General features: G+C 69.4%; 17 protein-coding genes. 13 read left to right on the top strand and 4 right to left on the bottom strand.

The genetic code is table 11. The annotated features are described in order from the left end of the window. The first annotated feature begins 37 nt into the window (after nucleotides 1-37). From ACE3OK_RS11565 to rarD, 13 genes are all read left to right on the top strand, one after another. The gene (locus tag ACE3OK_RS11565; protein WP_374249695.1) at nucleotides 38-1081 is read left to right on the top strand and encodes a rod shape-determining protein; all 1044 of its coding nucleotides are present in this window, start codon (nucleotides 38-40) and stop codon (nucleotides 1079-1081) included. 165 nt (nucleotides 1082-1246) lie between these two features. Next, nucleotides 1247-2260 (top strand): rod shape-determining protein MreC, encoded by a 1014-nt coding sequence (gene mreC / locus ACE3OK_RS11570; protein WP_374249696.1) that lies wholly within the window; start codon nucleotides 1247-1249, stop codon nucleotides 2258-2260. Further along, a complete protein-coding gene (gene mreD, locus ACE3OK_RS11575; RefSeq protein WP_374249697.1) occupies nucleotides 2257-2736 on the top strand; it encodes a rod shape-determining protein MreD in 480 nt (159 codons plus the stop codon). The genes mreC and mreD overlap by 4 nt, the downstream gene beginning before the upstream one ends. A gap of 3 nt (nucleotides 2737-2739) precedes the next feature. Beyond that, a complete protein-coding gene (gene mrdA / locus ACE3OK_RS11580) occupies nucleotides 2740-4701 on the top strand; it encodes a penicillin-binding protein 2 (RefSeq protein ID WP_374249698.1) in 1962 nt (653 codons plus the stop codon). Continuing rightward, entirely contained in the window at nucleotides 4698-5825 is a 1128-nt protein-coding gene (gene rodA, locus ACE3OK_RS11585; RefSeq protein WP_374249699.1) for a rod shape-determining protein RodA, read from the top strand. Before mrdA ends, rodA begins: the two co-directional genes overlap by 4 nt. 72 nt (nucleotides 5826-5897) lie before the next feature. Continuing rightward, on the top strand, nucleotides 5898-7007 hold the full coding sequence (gene mltB, locus ACE3OK_RS11590) for a lytic murein transglycosylase B (protein ID WP_374249700.1): 1110 nt from the start codon (nucleotides 5898-5900) through the stop codon (nucleotides 7005-7007). Continuing rightward, nucleotides 7007-8062 carry a septal ring lytic transglycosylase RlpA family protein gene (locus ACE3OK_RS11595; RefSeq protein ID WP_374249701.1) on the top strand — a complete coding sequence of 352 codons (1056 nt, stop codon included), beginning with the start codon at nucleotides 7007-7009 and terminating at the stop codon, nucleotides 8060-8062. The genes mltB and ACE3OK_RS11595 overlap by 1 nt, the downstream gene beginning before the upstream one ends. 103 nt (nucleotides 8063-8165) lie before the next feature. Further along, entirely contained in the window at nucleotides 8166-9374 is a 1209-nt protein-coding gene (locus ACE3OK_RS11600; RefSeq protein WP_374249702.1) for a D-alanyl-D-alanine carboxypeptidase family protein, read from the top strand. After that, on the top strand, nucleotides 9371-9652 hold the full coding sequence (locus ACE3OK_RS11605; RefSeq protein WP_374249703.1) for a DUF493 family protein: 282 nt from the start codon (nucleotides 9371-9373) through the stop codon (nucleotides 9650-9652). The genes ACE3OK_RS11600 and ACE3OK_RS11605 overlap by 4 nt, the downstream gene beginning before the upstream one ends. 20 nt (nucleotides 9653-9672) lie before the next feature. Next, on the top strand, nucleotides 9673-10347 hold the full coding sequence (gene lipB / locus ACE3OK_RS11610; protein WP_374249704.1) for a lipoyl(octanoyl) transferase LipB: 675 nt from the start codon (nucleotides 9673-9675) through the stop codon (nucleotides 10345-10347). A gap of 170 nt (nucleotides 10348-10517) precedes the next feature. Further along, nucleotides 10518-12701 (top strand): carboxy terminal-processing peptidase, encoded by a 2184-nt coding sequence (locus ACE3OK_RS11615; RefSeq protein ID WP_374249705.1) that lies wholly within the window; start codon nucleotides 10518-10520, stop codon nucleotides 12699-12701. A gap of 72 nt (nucleotides 12702-12773) precedes the next feature. Further along, nucleotides 12774-13676, top strand: coding sequence for a drug/metabolite exporter YedA (gene yedA / locus ACE3OK_RS11620; RefSeq protein WP_374249706.1), 903 nt, complete (start codon nucleotides 12774-12776; stop codon nucleotides 13674-13676). Continuing rightward, nucleotides 13673-14593 carry an EamA family transporter RarD gene (gene rarD / locus ACE3OK_RS11625; protein ID WP_374249707.1) on the top strand — a complete coding sequence of 307 codons (921 nt, stop codon included), beginning with the start codon at nucleotides 13673-13675 and terminating at the stop codon, nucleotides 14591-14593. The genes yedA and rarD overlap by 4 nt, the downstream gene beginning before the upstream one ends. A 10-nt stretch (nucleotides 14594-14603) precedes the next feature. On the opposite strand, the gene ACE3OK_RS11630 is transcribed toward rarD, so the two are convergent. From ACE3OK_RS11630 to ACE3OK_RS11645, 4 genes are read right to left on the bottom strand one after another with little or no spacing between them, the layout of a single operon-like run. After that, a complete protein-coding gene (locus ACE3OK_RS11630) occupies nucleotides 14604-15911 on the bottom strand; it encodes an ABC transporter permease (protein WP_374249708.1) in 1308 nt (435 codons plus the stop codon). A gap of 12 nt (nucleotides 15912-15923) precedes the next feature. Further along, a complete protein-coding gene (locus tag ACE3OK_RS11635; RefSeq protein WP_374249709.1) occupies nucleotides 15924-17081 on the bottom strand; it encodes an ABC transporter permease in 1158 nt (385 codons plus the stop codon). Between the two features lie 14 nt (nucleotides 17082-17095). Continuing rightward, nucleotides 17096-17785, bottom strand: a complete 690-nt coding sequence (locus tag ACE3OK_RS11640; protein WP_374249710.1) for an ABC transporter ATP-binding protein — start codon at nucleotides 17783-17785, stop codon at nucleotides 17096-17098. 25 nt (nucleotides 17786-17810) lie between these two features. Beyond that, nucleotides 17811-19061, bottom strand: coding sequence for an efflux RND transporter periplasmic adaptor subunit (locus tag ACE3OK_RS11645; protein ID WP_374249711.1), 1251 nt, complete (start codon nucleotides 19059-19061; stop codon nucleotides 17811-17813). Nucleotides 19062-19246 lie beyond the last annotated feature (185 nt).

Here is a 19246-nt window from a genome sequence, read left to right on the forward strand (position 1 = left end):
TGCGCGGCCCCCACTCCCATTTCGGCACGATTCCAGCATGTTCAAGTTCCTCCGGGGCTATTTTTCCAGCGACCTCTCCATCGACCTCGGCACCGCCAACACGCTGATCTACGTGCGCGGGCAGGGCATCGTGCTCAACGAGCCGTCGGTGGTGGCGGTACGCCAGGACCGCGGTGGCGGTGCCAAGGCGGTGGCGGCGGTGGGCAGCGAGGCCAAGCAGATGCTCGGTCGCACACCCGGCCACATGAGCACGGTGCGGCCGATGAAGGACGGCGTGATCGCCGACTTCACCTATACCGAAGAGATGCTCAAGCACTTCATCCGCAAGGTGCACAAGAGCCGCTTCCTGCGCCCCAGCCCGCGCGTGCTGGTGTGCGTGCCGGCCGGCAGCACCCAGGTGGAGCGCCGCGCGATCAAGGAGTCGGCGGAAGAAGCCGGCGCCCGCGAGGTCTACCTGATCGAGGAGCCGATGGCGGCGGCGATCGGCGCCGGCATGCCGGTGACCGAGGCGCGCGGCTCGATGGTGGTGGACATCGGTGGTGGCACCACCGAAGTGGCGGTGATCGCACTGAACGGCATCGTCTATTCGCAGTCGGTGCGGATCGGCGGCGACCGTTTCGACGAGGCCCTGATCGCCTACGTGCGCCGCCACCATGGCATGCTGATCGGTGACGCCACCGCCGAGCGGATCAAGCTGGACCTGGGCAACGCCTACCAGCAGCAGCACGTGCGTGAAATCGAAATCTCCGGCCGCCACCTGGCCGAAGGCGTGCCGAAGATCATTTCCATCAACTCCAACGAAGTGCTGGAAGCCCTGCGCGAGCCGCTGGCGGGGATCGTGTCGGCGATCCGGCTGGCGCTGGAGCAGACCCCGCCGGAACTGTGCGCGGACGTCGCCGAACGCGGCATCGTGCTGACCGGCGGCGGCGCGTTGCTGCGTGACCTCGACAAGCTGATCTCCGAGGAAACCGGCCTGCACGTGCAGGTGGCCGACGATCCGCTGACCTGCGTGGCACGCGGCGGCGGGCGTGCACTGGAACTGGTGGACATGCACGGCAACGAGTTCTTCGCGCCCGAGTGATGCCGTTGCGTTCCCTCCCTTGCGAAGCAGGGGAGGGCCGGGGAGGGGGCCCTGCCTTCTTTCCGTGCGTGGTGCGGCAAGCCGAAAGCACCCCCTCCCGATCTCCTCTTGCCTGCAATGCGGGCCAGGGGAGGCACAAAACCCCGACCCCGCTGACCCACTGACGTGTCTTCCCTTGCCGGCCCTTCCGCCTCCCGCCCTGGTGACGTCGCCGGCGTGCTGCGGTTGCTGGCGTACCTGCTCCTGGCGACGGCGCTGATGCTGCTGGACTTCCGTGGCGGCTGGTTGCGTGCGATGCGTGCGCAGGCGGAGGCGCTGGTGCAACCGCTGTGGTGGCTGGCCGGGCAGCCGGCGCGCCTGGGCAGCAGCCTGCGTGAAAATGCCGTGACCCGCAGCCAACTGGCGGCCGACAATGCGCGCCTGCGCGAGGCGCTGTTGCTGACCGCCGCCCGCAATGCGCGCCTGCGCACTGCGGCCGTGGAAAACACCCGCCTGCGCGGCCTGCTGGACAGCGCCGCGCGCGAGCGACTGGATGTGCAACTGGCGGGGGTGCTGGATGTCGACCTCGACCCCACCCGCCAGCGACTGCTGCTGGATGCCGGCAGCAGCAGCGGCGTGCGGCCGGGGCAGCCGGTGATCGATGCCGGCGGCCTGATGGGCCAGGTGATCGCCACCACGCCCACCACCGCCACCGTGCTGCTGCTCACCGACCCCGACCACGCGGTGCCGGTGATGGTGGCGCGCAGCGGGGTGCGGTTGATGGTGTACGGCACCGGCCGCAGCGATGTGCTGCAGTTGGCCGACGTGCCGCTGTCGGCCGACGTGCGCCCGGGGGACGAATTGCTGACCTCGGGCCTGGGGGGCCGCTTCCCGCCGGGGTTCGCGGTGGGGCGCATCGAGCGCCTGCGCGCCGACGACAGCCGTGCCTTCCTCGAAGCCGACGTCACCCCGGCGGCGCAACTTGATCGCGGGCGCGACGTGCTGCTGCTGCGCGGCTACAAGCCGGTGGCCGCGCCGCAAAGCCCCTCCCCTTGTGTGCAGGGGAAAGCCGGGAGCGGATGCGAGGCGCAACGCGCCGTGCAAAACGCGACACCGTCCGCGCCGCCCGCAAGCCAACCCCTCCCCAACCCTCCCCTGCCGATGCAGGGGAAGCGGCCAAGCCCGGAATCGCGCCGATGAGCCGCCCGCGCAACGGCTGGGTGCTGCCCGCCAGCCTGGCATTGGCACTGCTGCTGGGGTTGCTGCCGCTGCCTGGCCTGCTGCAACCGCTGCGGCCGTACTGGCTGGCGCTGGTGCTGGCCTACTGGGTGCTGGAAGCCCCGGAGCGGGTGGGGCTGGGCAGCGCCTTCCTGCTGGGCCTGGTGGCCGATCTCGCGTTCGGCGGGCTGCTGGGCGAACAATCGCTGCGGTTGGTGGTGCTGGCCTTCATCCTCGAACGGTTCCGTGCGCGGCTGCGGTTTTTCCCGGTGTCGCAGCAGGCGCTGGCGGTGGGCGTGTTGCTGCTCAACGACCGCGTGATCGGGGCCGCCATCCATGTGGTGATGGGGGCACCGGCGTTGCAGTGGGCGTACTGGCTGTCGCCGTTGCCGGGCCTGCTGCTGTGGCCGCCGCTGCGCTTGCTGCTGGATTCGCTGCGCCTGCGCCGGCGCGGATAGGCCATGAACCGTCGTGCCCGCCTGCTCAAGGACCATGCCTGCGAAGCCGCGCTGTTCCGCCGGCGCGCGCTGGTGGGGATGCTGTGCGCGCTGGCGGGCCTGGCGGGTCTGGCGCTGTGGTACTTCCGCCTGCAAGTGGTGCAGCACGAGCTGTACGCCACCCGCTCCGAAGCCAACCGGATGCGGCTGGTGCCGGTGGCCCCGGCGCGCGGGCTGATCTACGACCGCAAGGGCCGGATCCTGGCCGACAACATCGCCGCATGGCGCCTGGATGCGGTGCCCGAGCGCGCCGGCGACGGCGTGGCCCTGCTGTCCCGGCTGCAGGGCGTGGTGGCGCTGGATGCCGAGCAACAGGCGCAGTTCCTGCGCGACTACCGTGCGGCGCGGCCGTTCAAGCCGGTGACCCTCAAGCTGCGCATCAGCGATGAGGAGGCCGCGCGGTTCGCGGTCAATCGCTGGCGCTTTCCCGGCGTGGACCTGGTGCCCTACCTGGGGCGCGTCTACCCCTACGGCGCGCTGTTCGCGCACGTGATCGGCTACGTCGGCCGCATCGACGACAAGGACCTGGCCGCACTGGGCGATGTCGGCGGAGCCTATACCCATGCCGGCAAGACCGGGCTGGAGCGCTATTACGAGGACCTGCTGCGCGGTAAGCCCGGCTACCGGCGGCTGGAAACCAATGTCGCCGGGCGCACCGTGCGCAGCCTCGGCACGGTACCGGCCACCCCCGGTGCCGATTTGCGGCTGTCCATCGATGCCGACCTGCAGCAGGCGATGGTGGATGCCTTCGGCGAACTGGAGGGCTCGGCGGTGGCGGTGGACCCGCGCACCGGCGAGATCCTGGCGATGGTCAGCCTGCCCGCCTTCGATCCCAATTTGTTCGTCAACGGCATCAGCCGCGCCGATTTCCAGGCGCTCAACGACAACCCGTCGCGCCCGCAGTTCAACCGGGTGGTGCTGGGCGGGGTGGCACCGGGTTCCACCATCAAGCCGCTGCTGGGGCTGGCCGGGCTGGACAGCGGGCTGCGGCGGCCGGAAGACAAGATCCTGTCCACCGGCATGTTCTACCTGCCCGGGCAGAAGCGCGGCTACGGCGACTCGCACCGTGGCGGCCACGGCTGGACCGACCTGCGCAAGTCGATCTACGACTCGGTGAACACCTACTACTACAAGCTGGCGCTGGACATGGGCATTGCCCGCGTCGACCAGTACATGGGTTTCTATGGCTTCGGCCGCCCCACCGGGGTGGACCTGGCCGGCGAGATCGGCGGCATCCTGCCGTCGCCGCAATGGAAGGCGGCGCATGCGCCGAAGCAGGGCCGCTGGTATCCCGGCGATACCGTCATCACCGGCATCGGCCAGGGCTTCTGGAAGGTGACGCCGCTGCAACTGGCACATGGCGTCGCCGGCCTGGCCAGCGGCTGGCTGCGCCCGCCGCACCTGGTCAAGGACACCCGCACCGGGTTCGACGCACCGTGGCAGCCGGTGCCGCTTCGGCAACCCACCCGCATCAGCGACAACCCCGCGCACCTGCAGGCGGTGCGGGAGGGCATGATCGGCACCGTGCACGGCCCCGGTACCGCCACCAACATCCGCCCCGGCCTGACCTACCTGATCGCCGGCAAGACCGGCACCGCGCAGGTGGTCAGCCGGCGCGGCACGGCCGCCATCAACCCCAGGAACCTGCCGATGCACCTGCGTCATCGCGCACTGTTCATCGCCTTCGCACCGGCGGATGCGCCGACCATCGCGATTGCCGTTGCCATCGAGGGTGGCGGTTACGGGGCTTCCACCGCCGCGCCGATCGCGCGCAAGGTGTTCGATGCCTGGTTGCTGGGCAAGCGGCCCGCGCCCCCGCAGGCGGAGACCGCCGTGCCGCCGGTGGCGGCCCCGCCGGATTTCTCGGCCGTGCGCGGCAGCCCCGATGCGGTACCGGTCGTGGCCCCGGCGGGGGCCGCGCGATGAACGTCCTGCTGCGGTGGCTGCTGGACCTGCTGCTGCGTTTCGCGCGCACGCTGGACCTGCCGTTGCTGGTGGCGCTGATGGCGCTGATGGCCATTGGCCTGGTCACCCAGTACAGCGCCGGCAACGAGTCCGTGCGCGGGGTGCTGATGCAGGGCGGGTTCTATTGCGTGGGCTGCGCGGGGCTGTGGGTGGTGTCGCGGATGCCGCTGCATCTGCTCAAGCAGGCCACCCCGGCGATTTTCCTGCTGTCGCTGATCCCGATGGTGCTGGTGCTGTTCATCGGCGGCGGCAAATACGGCAACCACTGGATCAAGCTCGGTTTCTTCAACGTGCAGCCAGCGGAATTGTGCAAGCTCAGCCTGCCGATGATGCTGGCCTGGCATTTCGACCGCTACCGCATGCCGCCGCGCATCGGCGTGTTGCTGGGGGCGCTGGCGATCATCGCCCTGCCGGTGGGGTTGACCTTGCTGCAGCGCGACCTCGGCACCTCGGTGCTGATCCTGTCCACCGGGATCTTCGTGCTGTTCCTGTCCGGCACGTCGTGGTGGTGGTGGGGGGCCGGCGCGGTGCTGGGCGGCGGCGGTTTCGCCACCGTGATGCTGGCGCCGATGTCGTGGCTGAGCTTCCTGCGGCCCTACCAGCAGAACCGCATCCTCACCTTCCGCAGCCCCGACAACGACCCGATGGGTGCGGGCTGGAACATCCTGCAATCGCAAATCGCCATTGGTGGCGGCGGCCTGACCGGCAAGGGTTGGGGGCAGGGCACCCAGGCGCATCTGAACTACCTGCCCGAGCACACCACCGACTTCGCGTTCTCGGTGTTGTCCGAGGATTTCGGTTGGGTGGGCGTCATGACGGTGCTGTCGATCTACCTGTTCCTGATCGCGCGCTGCCTGTGGATCGCCGCCGATGCGCGCGATGGTTACGCCCGCCTGCTGGCCGGCACCATCGGCTTGTCGCTGTTCGTCTACGTGCTGGTCAACGGCGGCATGGTGGCCGGCCTGCTGCCGGTGGTGGGGGTGCCGATGCCGCTGCTCAGCTACGGCGGCACCTCGGCGGTCACCATCCTGCTGGGTTTCGGCGTGGTGATGGCGTTGCGCACGCACCGGCCGGTGCATCGCTGAGGCGGCAGGGGCCGCTGCAAACTGAATGCGATGTTCCGATTTGCGCGGTGCTGCATGCTACCCTCCGCGCCGATGATGCGACGCCTACTACCCGGTCTTGTTTCCCTGGTGCTGGTTGCCTGCGCGACCCCGGCACCGAAGCCCACGCCCGCACCCACCCCCGTGCCTGCCGCGGCGGCCACGGTGGAGGCGGACGCCCCACCGGTGGCGGATTTCAGCGCCGCCCGTGCCGAGTTCGTGCGCAGCACCGCGCAGCGTTTCGATATTCCTGCCGCACGGATCGAGGCGGTGCTGGCCGGTGCCCGCATCCGCGCGCCGATCATCAAGGCGATGGCGCGCCCGGCCGAGGCCAAACCGTGGCGCGACTACCGGCCGATTTTCATCCAGCCGGCGCGCATCGACGGTGGCCGCGCCTTCCTCGAGGCAAATCGCGCCGCGCTGCAGCGCGCCGAAGACACCTACGGCGTGCCGAAGGAGCTGGTGACGGCCATCGTCGGCGTGGAAACCAGCTACGGTGGCAACAAGGGCAGCTGGCCGGTGGTGGACGCGCTGTACACGCTGGCGTTCGCGTATCCGCGCAGCGGCGACCCGGCGCGGGTGGCCTACGAGGACAAGCGCGAGGCGTTCTTCCGCGACGAGCTGGCGCAGCTGTTCGCGCTGGGCAAGGAAGAGGGCTTCGACATCACCACCTTGAAAGGCAGTTATGCCGGGGCGATGGGCTGGGGCCAGTTCATGCCGTCCAGCTACCGCCAGTACGCGGTGGACGGTGATGGCGACGGCAAACGCGACCTGTTCAACGACCTCGACGACGTGATCGCTTCGGTGGCCCATTACTTCGCGAAGAAGGGCGGTTGGCAGCGCGGTGGCCCGGTGATGGAGCGCGCCACCCGCGATGAAGGTGCTGCCGATTTCGCCAACCCCGGCAACGCGGTGACGCTGGACCAGCGCGTCGACGACCTGCGCGCCCGCGGCTACCGCGCCGCCGATCCGGTGGCCGTGCTGCACCTGGACGGCGGCCAGCCAGTGACGCTGATCACCCTCGAGGGCGTGGCCGGTCCGGAATACTGGATCGTCTACAACAACTTCAAGGCGATCACCAGCTACAACATCTCGCGGCTGTACGCCACCGCGGTGTTCCAGCTGGCGGAAGCGATCGCCGGCCGCACCCGGGAGGCGGGGTGATGCTGCGCCGCTGGCTGCCGGCTGCCCTGCCGCTGGCCCTGGCGGCCTGCGCCAGCACCGGGCCGGCCACCCATGCGCCGCCGTCGACGCAGCATGCGCCGCCCACCCATGTGCCGGTGGCCAGGGAGCAGGGGGCGAAGGCTTCGCCCTACGCCCCGGCCCAGGAAGATCCGTCCAAGCGTGGCGACTACGTGGCCGGTGGGTTGTTCCGCCCCGGTGTGCCGGACAGCGTGCCCGATGACATCCCGGACGTGGATGCGATCCCGGAGCCGGATGTGCGCGACGAGCCGCGCGCGCGCACCGGCAACCGCGATTACGTGGTGCTGGGCAAGCGCTACCACGTGCTGGACGACCACAGCGGGTTCGTCGAAGAAGGCATGGCCTCCTATTACGGCAACAAGTTCCACGGCCGCCGCACCTCCAGCCAGGAGGTGTACGACATGTACGCCTTCACCGCCGCGCACAAGACCTTGCCGCTGCCCAGCTTCGCCCGCGTCACCAACCTCGACAACGGCAAGTCGGTGGTCGTGCGGATCAACGACCGCGGGCCGTTCCATCCCGGGCGGGTGATCGATCTCAGTTACGCGGCGGCGGTCAAGCTGGGGTATCGCCAGCAAGGCAGCGCGCGGGTGCGGGTGGAGGCCTTGTCGCCGGAGGATGCGCGCCTGCCGGCCAGCAACGCCGTGGCCGGGCCGGATGTCGCTGCGCCTGCCGCACCCGCACCGGCCGCGCCGGCCACCGGCATCGATCGCCTGCTGGCCGACATGCCGGCCCCGGCTCCCACAGGGGCACCGACGCCGGCGGCGGAGGCGGCCAGCGGGGAAGAGCAGGTGACCCTGCAAGTGGCCAGTTTCAGCGACCCGCAGAATGCGCAGCGCGCGTTGACCCGCTTGCAGGGCGCGGCGATCGCGCGGGCCTGGTTGCGCGATGCCGACGTGGGTGGGCGGAAGATCTGGCGCCTGCAGGTGGGCCCGGTGCAGGCGACCGCGATGACGGAACTTGCCGCGCGCATCGTGGGTCTGGGTTTTGGCCACCCGCAGCGGGTACGCGACTGACGCGGGCCGCCACGCGGGCCGCGCCGCGCGTGGTCGCCGCGGGCTGTCTAAAATGTCGTTTTGCCATCGCGCGCCACGCGTGCGGCCATGAGGAGTTTGTTTGATGCGTTCGCGTTCGTTGTTGCTCGTCGCGCTGGCCAGCGCCGGCCTTGCCATTGGCAGTGGCCTGGCCGTGGCCCAATCCCCTGTCCCCGCGCGCCCGGCGGCGTTGAGCGACAACCTGCCGGTGCCGGACGCGCCCGCGCCGAAGGTCAGCAAGGCGTGGGTGGTGATGGACTACGCCACCGGCCAGGTGCTGGCGGGCGAGAACGTGGATACCCCGGTGGAGCCGGCCAGCATCACCAAGGTGATGACCAGTTATGTCATTGCCGCGGAAATGGCCGCCGGCAAGGTCAAGGCCACGGATCCGGTGATGATGACCGAGCAGGCCTGGCGCGAGGGCGGTGCCGCCACCGACGGCAGCTACAGCGGCTTCGAGGTCAACAAGACCGCGCCGCTGGAGCAGATGGAAAAGGGCATGGTGGTGCAGTCCGGCAACGATGCCGCGATCGCCCTGGCCGAACACGTGGCCGGCAGCACGCAGGCCTTCGCCCAGCTGATGAACGCCTACGCGAAGAAGATCGGCCTGCGCCATTCGCATTTCGTGAACCCGCACGGCCTGTCGGCCGAAGGCCACGTGACCACCGCGCACGACCTCGCCCTGCTGGGCCGCGCGTTGATCCGCGACTTCCCCGAGGCCTACAGCTACAACAAGATCAAGGAATTCACGGTCGGCCCGATCACCCAGCCGAACCGCAACCTGCTGCTGTGGCGCGATGCGTCGGTGGACGGCATCAAGACCGGCCACACCTCCAGTGCCGGCTACTGCCTGATGGCGTCGGCCAAGCGCGGCGACCAGCGCCTGATCACCGTGGTGATGGGCGATTCCAGCGAGAACCAGCGCGCGGTGGATTCGCAGGCGCTGCTGAACTGGGGCTTCCGCTTCTACGAAACCCACCGCCTGTACGAATCCGGCAAGGCACTGGCCTCGCCGAAGGTGTGGAAGGGCGAGGAGAACGCGGTGCAGGTCGGCGTGGCACAGCCGCTGCTGGTCTCCACCCCGCGCGGCAAATACGACCACCTCAAGGCCACGATGGACCTGCCGAAGGCGCTGGTGGCTCCCATCGCCAAGGGCCAGCGGTTGGGCACCGTGAGGGTGATGCTGGACGGCAAGCTGGTGGCGCAGGCACCGCTGGTGGCGGTGGTTGCGGTGGAGGAGGGCGGCTTCTTCAAGCGCCTGTGGCATGACCTGCTGATGTGGTGGCAGAGTTGAACACGCCCCATTCCGACAACCCCGAGCACGGCTTCCAGTTTCCCGGCACCTTCGAGCTGTCGGCGATGGGCCCGGCCGACAAGCACCTGGAAGCCGACCTGCCGCAGCACCTGCTGGCGGCCGGCATCGACGTGCTGCACGAGGACGTCAGCTGGCGGCATTCCAGCAGCGGCAAGTACGTGTCGGTGCGGATCTCCTTCCGCGCCAATTCGCGCGCCGACTACGACCGCGCGCACGCCGCGCTGCGCGACCATCCGGAAGTGAAGTGGACGCTGTAGCCCTTTGCTCCTCCCCCCGCATGCAGGGGGAGGGAGGCAAACCCATGGGTGCCCGGACCGCCATCGTCCGCGACCTGGGCCGCCAGCCCTACGAGCCGGTGTGGCGCGCGATGCAGGCGTTCACCGATGCCCGCAACGACGACACCCCGGACGAACTCTGGCTGGTCGAACACGAGCCGGTGTTCACCCTCGGCCAGGCCGGCAAGCCCGAGCACGTGCTGATGCCGGGCGACATCCCGGTACTCCATGTCGATCGCGGCGGCCAGGTGACCTACCACGGCCCCGGCCAGATCGTCGCCTACCCGCTGCTGGACCTGAAGCGGCTGAAGATCGGCGTGCGCGACTACGTGTGCAGGATCGAGCAGGCCATCATCGACACCCTGGACACCTGGAATATCGGCGCGGCCCGCAAGGACGGCGCCCCCGGCGTGTATGTCAACGGCGCCAAGATCGCCTCGCTGGGCATCCGCGTGCGCCGCGGCTGCACCTTCCACGGGCTGGCCTTCAACATCACCGGCGCGAGCCTGCCGCCGTTTTCGCGGATCAATCCCTGCGGTTATGCCGGGTTGCAGGTGGTGGCGCTGGCCGATCTCGGCGGGCCGACGGCGCTGGACGCGGTCAAGCCGGTCCTGCTGGAGCACCTGGGCCGGCAGTTCGGCCTGGCCTGGCAAGCCGGCGCGCCGACGCTGCCCTGAGCCGCACAACGGTGCGGCAGCCGGCCATGGCCGGCGTTCACCCAAATCCATTGCGGGCCGTTACAGTGGGAGCCGGCGCGCCGTGGCGAACTTCCGGCACTGGTTCGCGGTCAAGCCTGACGACATCCTGTTTGCCACCCCCCACAGCGGCCCCACGCCGCGGAAAGCCCATGATCCGCAACCGCCCCCTGATTTCCATGTTCCTGGCCCTGGCCCTGGCCACGCCGTTGGCGCTGCTGGCTGCTGCCGGCGACATCGCGCCCAGCAACGGCCCCACCCGCGACCAGGCCACCACCGCGCGAATGGTGTTCGGGCTGCTGTCCGACAGCCGCTATGCCTACCGCCCGCGGGTGCTGGACGATGCGCTGTCGCGAGAAATCCTCACCGAATACCTGAAGGCGCTGGACCCGGGCAAACTGTTTTTCACCGCCCAGGACGTGGCCAGTTTCGGCACCTATGCCACCACCCTGGATGATGCGATCAAGAGCGGGCAGGTGGACCCGGCATGGGCGATCTTCGCGACCTACCGGCAGCGCGTGGAGGACCGCATCGCGTTTGCCCGCAAGCAACTCAAGGGCGATTTCGACTTCACCCAGGACGAACGCTACGCCTACGACCGCAAGGACGCGCCGTGGGCCGATGCGGCGACGCTGGATGCGTTGTGGCGGCAGTCGGTGAAGAACGACTGGCTGCGCCTGAAGCTGGCCGGCAAGCAGCCGGACGAGATCCGCAAGACGCTGGACAAGCGTTACGCCAACCTGCTGTCCAGCATGCAGGAGCTCAAGGGCGAGGAAGTCTTCCAGAGCTTCATGAACGCCTATGCCGACAGCATCGATCCGCATACCGAATACATGAACCCGCGCAGCGCGGAAAACTTCAACGTGCAGATGTCCAACTCGCTGGAAGGCATCGGCGCGGTGCTGTTCCGCCAGGACGACGTGGTGGTGGTGCGTGAGATGGTGCCGGGCGGCCCGGCGGCGCGCAGCGGCAAGCTCAAGGCGGGCGACCGCATCGTCGGCGTGGGCCAGGGCGGCAGCGGCGAGATGAAGGACGTGGTGGGGTGGCGCATTGACGACGTGGTGGCGCTGATCCGTGGCAAGGCCGACACCCAGGTGCGGCTGGACGTGGTGCCGGCGGAAGCGCCGCTGGACAGCAAGCCGACCCCGCTGCTGCTGACCCGCGCCAAGGTGCGGCTGGAGGACCAGCGCGCCAAGGCCGAGACCATCGTGTTGCCGGCCACCGGCGACGCCCCGGCGCGGCGCATCGGCGTGGTCAAGCTGCCCGGCTTCTACCAGGATTTCGAGGCGCGTCGCCGCAACGACCCCACGTACGCGTCGGCAACCCGCGACGTGGCACGGATGCTGGCCGAGTTCCGCGCACAGAAGGTCGATGGCGTGGTGCTGGACCTGCGTGGCAACGGCGGCGGCTCGCTCAGCGAGGCGGTGGAGCTGACCGGCCTGTTCATCGACAAGGGCCCGGTGGTGCAGGTGCGCGAGGCCGGCGGCCGCGTCAACGTGCAGTACGACCAGGATGCCGGCGTGGCCTGGGATGGGCCGCTGGCGGTGCTGATCAACCGCGGCTCGGCCTCGGCGTCGGAAATCGTGGCCGGCGCCATCAAGGACTACGGGCGTGGCTTGATCATCGGTGAAACCACTTTCGGCAAGGGCACCGTGCAGACCATGGTCGACCTGGATCGCTGGCCGGCCAACGAGAAGCCGCGCTTCGGCGAGGTCAAGCTGACTGTGGCGCAGTTCTTCCGTCCGGACGGCAGCAGCACCCAGAACAAGGGCGTGGCGCCGGACGTGGCGTTCCCGGCCAGCGTGGACGCCGGCGAGTTCGGCGAGAGCACCTATCCCAACGCGCTGCCGTGGACGCGGCTCACGGCGTCGCCGCATGTGCGCTACGGCAATTTCGCGCCGTTGCTGGCGCAGCTGGATGCGCGCCACCAGGCGCGTTCCGCGCAGGACGTGGAATATCAGTGGTGGGTGGACGACGTGCGCAAGTTCCGCGAGGAAAACGCCAAGAAGTCGATTTCGCTGAACGAGGCCGAACGCCGCGCCGAGCGCGACCGCTTCGATGCGCAACGCAAGCAGCGTGATGCCGAGCGCAAGCGCCTGGGCATCAACCAGGACCCGTTGCTGGATGCGCGTTCGGACGACGGCCTGACCGCGGACGAGCGCAACGTGGCCGATGCGGTGGCGCGGGAAGCGGCGGCGAAGAAGGCCCCGGATCCGCTGCTGCGCGAGTCGGCGGCGATCCTGGGCGACGCCATCGGCCTGCTGGGCCGGAACGCCAAGCTGGCGGCGCAGGTGCTGCCGGCCACCCGCAACGCCGCCGGCCACTGGGCCGACTGACGCCCTCCCTTCCCCGCTTCACGCATGCACGCGGGCACCTTCGGGTGCCCGCCGCGTCTGGAAATTCCGCCAATGTCCGCAACCGTCGCCACCAAGCCTGCCTCCGCCGCCAGCGTGCCGCTGGCACTGGCGGCGGTGTACGTGATCTGGGGTTCCACGTACCTGGCCATCCGCTTCGCGCTGGAGGGCGGTTTCCCGGCCTTCCTGCTGGGGGGCGTGCGCTTCCTCGTCGCCGGCAGCCTGATGTACGGCGTCCTGCGCTGGCGCGGGGTGCCGGCGCCCACCCGCGCGCAGTGGCGCAACCTCGCGGTGATGGGGGTGTTGCTGCTGCTGATGGGCAACGGCATGGTCAACCTCGGCGAGCAGACGGTGTCGTCCGGCATGACCGCGGTGATCGTGTCCTCGTCGGCCCTGTGGATGGGCGTGTTCGCGGCGCTGCGCGGGCATCGGCCCAGCACGATGGAGTGGTCGGGGCTGGGCATCGGGTTTCTCGGCGTGCTGTGGCTGAGCACCGGCGGCAGTTTGGCCGGTACGCCGATGGGGCTGGCGGCGCTGCTGTTGGCGTCGGTGGCATGGTCGTTCGGTTCGATCTGGAGCAAGGGGCGTGACCTGCCGTCGCCGTTCATGGCCGCGGCCGGGCAGATGCTGTGTGGCGGGGTGGCGATGGTGGTGCTCGGCGTGGCCCTGAAGGAGCGCTTCCATGGCCTGCCCACGGCGCACGCCATCGGCGCGTTCTGGTATCTGGTGGTGCTGGGTTCGCTGGCCGGGTTCTCCGCCTACATCTGGCTGCTGCACCACGTGCGCCCGGCGCTGGCCACCAGCTATGCCTACGTCAATCCGGCGATCGCGGTGGTGCTGGGGGCCGCGTTGGCGCAGGAGCGCTTCGGCGTGCGCGAACTGGCGGCAATGGGCGTGATCCTGCTGGGCGTGGTGCTGATCACGCTGGCCAAGGTGTTCGAGAGGCAGCCGGCATGAGCCGCGACACCGCCGCGACGCGCGGTACCTGGGCGGCGCTGGCGGCGTTCGTCACCTGGGGGCTGGCACCGCTGTACTGGCATTTGCTGGCGGCGGTGCCATCGGTGCAGATCGTGCTGCACCGGGTGGTGTGGAGCGCGCTGTTCGTGGCCGCCTATCTGTTCTGGCGCGATGGCCGCCGCTGGGTGGCCACGGCGCTGTCCGGGCAGCCGCGCCTGTGGTGGATGCTGGGCGTGTCCGGGCTGCTGATCTCCTGCAACTGGGGCCTGTACATCTGGGCGGTGAATGCCGGCCACGTGGTGGAAACCGCGCTGGGCTATTTCATCAATCCGTTGCTCAACGTGGTGATCGGCGTGCTGTTCCTGCGCGAGCGGCTGCGCCCGCTGCAATGGCTGTCGGTGGCGATCGCGTTTGCCGGGGTGCTGTGGCTGACGGTGCAATACGGCCAGTTCCCGTGGATCGCGCTGACCCTGGCCATCACCTTCGGCGTGTACGGCGTGGTGCGCAAGCTGGCACACGTGGATGCGGTGGCCGGGCTGGGCATCGAAAGCGCCTACCTGTTCCCGCTGGCGCTGGGCGCGCTGGGCTGGATCGAGTGGCAGGGCGGCGGCGGCTTCGGCCATGGTTTCGGTGGCCGCGACAGCCTGTTGCTGGTGCTGTCCGGCATCCTGACCGCGTTGCCGCTGGTGGGCTTCGCCTACGCGGTGCGGCGGATCTCGCTGACCACGGTGGGCATCCTGCAGTACATCGCGCCCACCCTGCAATTCCTGATCGGCGTGTTCCTGCTGGGCGAGGCGTTCGACCGCACCCGGCTGGTGGGGTTTGCCTGCATCTGGCTGGCGTTGGCGGTGTTCGTGGTCGACGGCCTGCGCAACAGCCGGCGCATGCGCGAGGCGGCGCTGGCCGAACTGGCCTGAAGCGCCGCGGTCAGGCCGACCGCAGCGCTTCGGTGACCGGCAGCCGCGCGGCGCGCAATGCCGGGAACAGCCCGCCGACCAGACCAATCCCCAGCGCCCACTTCAGCCCGGTCCACGCCAACGCCGGGCTGACCTTGAACTGGAACACCACCTGGCTGAAGTTCTGGCCCAGCGTGCTGACCGTGTAGCCGTTGAACACGCCCCACGCGATGGCCGCGCCCAGCAGGCCGCCCAGCAGCGCCAGCAGCATGGTTTCCAGCATCACGGCGGTGACCACCGGCAAACCGCGGAAGCCCAGCGCGCGCAGCGTGGCGATCTCGCGGGCACGCCCGGCCACGGCCGCGTACATGCTGTTGAGCGCGCCGAACACCGCGCCGATCGCCATGATCGCGCCGATCACGGTGCCGAGGATCTTGATCAGCTTGGTCAGGCCTTCCGACTGCTTGCCGTAGTAATTGCGGGTGGTGTCGACGTCCAGCTTCAGCCGCGGGTCGGCGGCCAGCGCGGCCTTGAGTTGCTGGAACCCGTTCTTGCCCGCCAGCTTCACCGTCACCGACTGGAACGCGTTGCGCTGGTAGGCGGGGCCGAGCACGTCGGCGTCGGTCCACAGCTCGGAGTCGTGCGAATCCTTCGCCTCGAACACGCCCACCACCGTCCACATCTGGGTGGCCAGCTTCAGCTGCTGGCCGACCTCCAGCCCGCGGAACTGCCGCTGCGCGCCCTTGCCGATCACGATTTCACGCAGGCCCGGATTGAACTTGCGGCCCTCGACGAGCTTCAGCTGCGGACGGATCGCCCAGCCCGCCGGGCCGACGCCACGGAACTGCACGTTGGCGTCGGTGCCGTCGGCCTTGGTCGGCAGGTTCACCACCTGCGACAGTTCCGGCGAGGCCAGCGCCTTCCCATCCGGGCCGCGGGCGATGCCGGGCAGGGACGAGACCAGTGGCGCCTGGTCGCGGGTGATGACCGAATTGGTCTCCGCCTGCGAGCCGGCGCGCAAGATAATGGCGGTGCCGTCGTCGCCGGTCTTGTCGAGCGTGGCCTTGAAGCCTTCGCCCATCGCCAGCATCGCCACCAGCACGCCGACCACGCCGGCGATGCCGATCACGATGACGCTGGACGCGCCCCAGCGTTGCGGCAGGCCGGCGATGCCGATCCTGGTGGCCTCGCGGGCCAGCCGACCGCTGCGGGTGAGCAGCAGCCACAGCGCGATGGCGGCGACCACGGCGAGCACGGCGAACCAGGGCAGCATGATCCAGATGGCCAGCAGCACGACGAGCGCGAGCACGGTCAACAGGCCAGAGAAGAATCGTTTCATGTGGTGTGCTCCTTATCGGCCAGCCAGTGCATCGACGATGTTCAGGCGCATGCCGCGCAGCGCCGGCAGGACCCCCACCATCACGCCGATGCCCACCATCAGCGCCAGGCCCATGCCCCAGGTCTGCGCCAGCAGGCCGGGCAGCTGGATCATGCCGCCGCTGGCCGCGCCCACTGCCGGCACGATGGCCGCAGCCAGCACCAGCCCCAGCACCCCGCCCAGCACCACCAGCAGCACCGATTCGGCCAACACCAGCCACAACACGCTGCGGTTGGTGAACCCGAGGGTCTTGAGCACCGCCAGCTCCGGGATGCGCTCGCGCACCGCTTGCGCCATGGTGTTGCCGGTCAGCAGCAGCAGGGTGAAGAACACCGCGCCCATGATCGCGGACACGATCAGGCCGATGTCGGCGAACTGCTTGGCGAAGCTCTGGTTGAACGCGGCCTCGCTCTGGGTCTTGGTCTCGTGGTCGGAGTTCTCGCTGAGTCTGTCCACGGCCTTGGCGACGCGGTCGGCGGCATCGGCATTGGCCGGCTCCACGATCCACCAGCCCACCCGGCCCTTCACGTAGTCGTTGGCCTCGTCGAAGTACTTCCAGTGGAAGAACAGCACGCGCTCCTGCGCCTTCTGCTTGGGGTCGGCGACCTTGTAGATGCCGCGCAGGGTGAACGACCAGTCGTTGCTGCCGCGGGTGGGGAAGATGGTGGCCTGCAGCGGGATGGTGTCGCCCACCTTCCAGCCGAACTGCCTGGCCAGCGCTTCGCCGACGATCGCGCCGCGCTGGTCGGCCAGCCACGCCTTCTTCTGCGCGGCCGGCAGCTTGAACTCCGGATACAGGTCCAGGTAGTCCGGGCTGACGCTGAAGTTGGCGAAGAAGTTCTTCGGGTCGCGGTAGATGCCGCCGAACCACGCCGCGTAGGCGGCGCGCTTCACCCCCGGCAGCGCGCGGATCCGCGTGTCCAGGCTGTACGGCAGCATTTGCGTGATCGACAGCCGCGACATCGTCACCATGCGGTTGGCGCCGGCCACGCTGCCGCCGGAGTTGAAGGCGACGCGCACCGAATCCAGCATCCCGAACAGCAGGAACGCGGCCACCACCGACAGCAGGGTGAGCAGGGTGCGGGTCTTGCTGCGCAACAGCGCGGCCCAGACGAGATGGAAATATTTCATGGCTGGCCTCCGGCTCAGGCGTGTACGGTCTGCTCGACCAGATTGCCCTTGTCGAGGTGCAGCGTATGCGTGGCGTACTCGGCCGCCTTGGGGTCGTGGGTCACCATGACGATGGTCTTGCCGTGCACGCGGTTGAGTTCCTGCAACAGGCCCAGGATGTCCGCGGCCGATTGCCGGTCGAGGTCGCCGGTGGGTTCGTCGCAGATCAGCAAGGTGGGGTCGGACACGATCGCGCGGGCGATCGCCACGCGCTGCTGCTGGCCGCCCGACAGTTCGTTGGGCTTGTGCCTGGCGCGGTCCGCCAGCCCCACCAGTTGCAGTGCCACGGCCGCATTCTGCTTGCGCTGCGCGGCGGACAGCGAGGTCAGAAGCAGCGGCAGTTCGACGTTCTTCTGTGCGCTCAGGGTGGGCATCAGGTTGTAGAACTGGAACACGAAACCCACGTTGTTGCTGCGCCAGTGCGCCAGCTGTGCATCGCGCATGTGCTCGATGTGCTGGCCGGCGATTTCGATGCTGCCGCTGCTGGGCGTGTCCAACCCGCCGATCAGGTTCAGCAGCGTGGTCTTGCCCGAGCCCGACGGCCCCATCAGCGCGACGAAGTCGCCCTCCGCGATGTCGAGGTCGATGCCGCGCAGCACGTCCACGGTTTCCGGGCCGCGCTGGTAGGTCTTGTGCAGGTTGCGGGTACTGACGAGGGTGGGCATCGCGGGGTCTCCGGTAGGGTGTGCGTCATTCGCCATGCGTTTCGGGCTGCGCCAGCGTCACCGGCGCGCCGTTGGCCAGCGCCTGCGGCGGGTCGAGCACCACGCGCTCGCCACCGGCCACGCCGGACAGCACTTCGCGGTCGTCGCCGAGCGTGCGGCCCAGGGTGAGGCTGCGTTGCAGGGCCTTGCCACCGGCGACCACGAAGGCGATGTCGTGGTTGTCGCGCGTGGTGATGGCGTTGGCGGGCACCAGCACGCCGGGCCGGGCGTCGGGCCGGGCCGGCTGGGCGTCGTCGAGGAAGCTCACCCGCGCGCCCATGTCCGGCACGATGCGGGCATCGCCCTTGGTGTCGATGGCCACCCGCACCTTCACCGTGGCCTTGCCGCGGTCGGCGGCGGGGATGATGGCGATCACCTTGCCGGGGATCTTCCAGTCCTGGTAGGCGTTGAGCACGGTCTCGGTGCGCATGCCCGGCTTGACCCGGCCGATGTAGGCCTCGCCCACTTCCACCTCGACTTCAAGGCTGTTCATGTCGACGATCGTGCCGATGCCGGTGCGGGTGAAGCCGCCACCGGCCGACAGCGGAGAAATGATTTCACCCACCTGCGCCGACTTGGCGATCACCACGCCGGCGAACGGCGCGCGCACGATGGTGTTGTCCACGCCGTTGTCGGCGATGCGCAGCCCGTCGCGCGCCACCTGCGCGTTGCGCTGGGTGGTGGCCAGCTGCGCGCGCAGGGCGTCGCGCTGTGCCACCGCCTGGTCGTATTGCGCACGCGCGACGAGCTTCTGCGCCGCCAGCGTGGACAGCCGGGTGGCGTTTGCTTCCGCCTCCTTCAGCTGCGCCTGCACGCTGGCGATCTGGCTCTGCGAAGCGGCCAACTGCGAGGCCGACAGCGTGCGCTGCGCCTGCGCATCCACCGGGTCCAGCCGCGCCAGCACCTGGCCATCCTCGACCTTCTGGCCTTCCTCGATCAACACTTCGCGCACCTTGCCGGTGACCTTGGCGGAGACCGTGGCCATGCGCCGCGCCACCACGTAGCCGGTGGCATCCAGCACCGAGGCGTTGGCACCGGCACCGGTGCCGATCGCGGTGGCTTCGGCCACGCTGACTTCCACGCCCTTGCCGCCACGCAGTGCGAACACGGCCATGCCGGCGACGGTGACCACGCCCACTGCCGCCAGGGCCAGCCACAGCCCCTTGCGGGAGGGCGGCGGGGGGGGCGCGCTGCGGTCGATTTTCAATGAATTGAGCAGGTCGGCGTTGCTGGTCATCGGCATGATCGGGTGGTGGGTGTGCGCGGATTGTGCCCGCAATATCGCACCAACCCCGGCAAGGGCGGCACGCGGCGCAGTGTGCGGTGCACAGGGCCGGGCGTCCGCTGACAACTGTCATGCGATTGCACTGACGGCTGCGCATGTCGGCAGCGGCCGCAGGGCGCGAGGATGGCCGCCATTGG

It is taken from the genome of Thermomonas sp., from assembly GCF_041905325.1.
Taxonomy (GTDB): domain Bacteria; phylum Pseudomonadota; class Gammaproteobacteria; order Xanthomonadales; family Xanthomonadaceae; genus Thermomonas.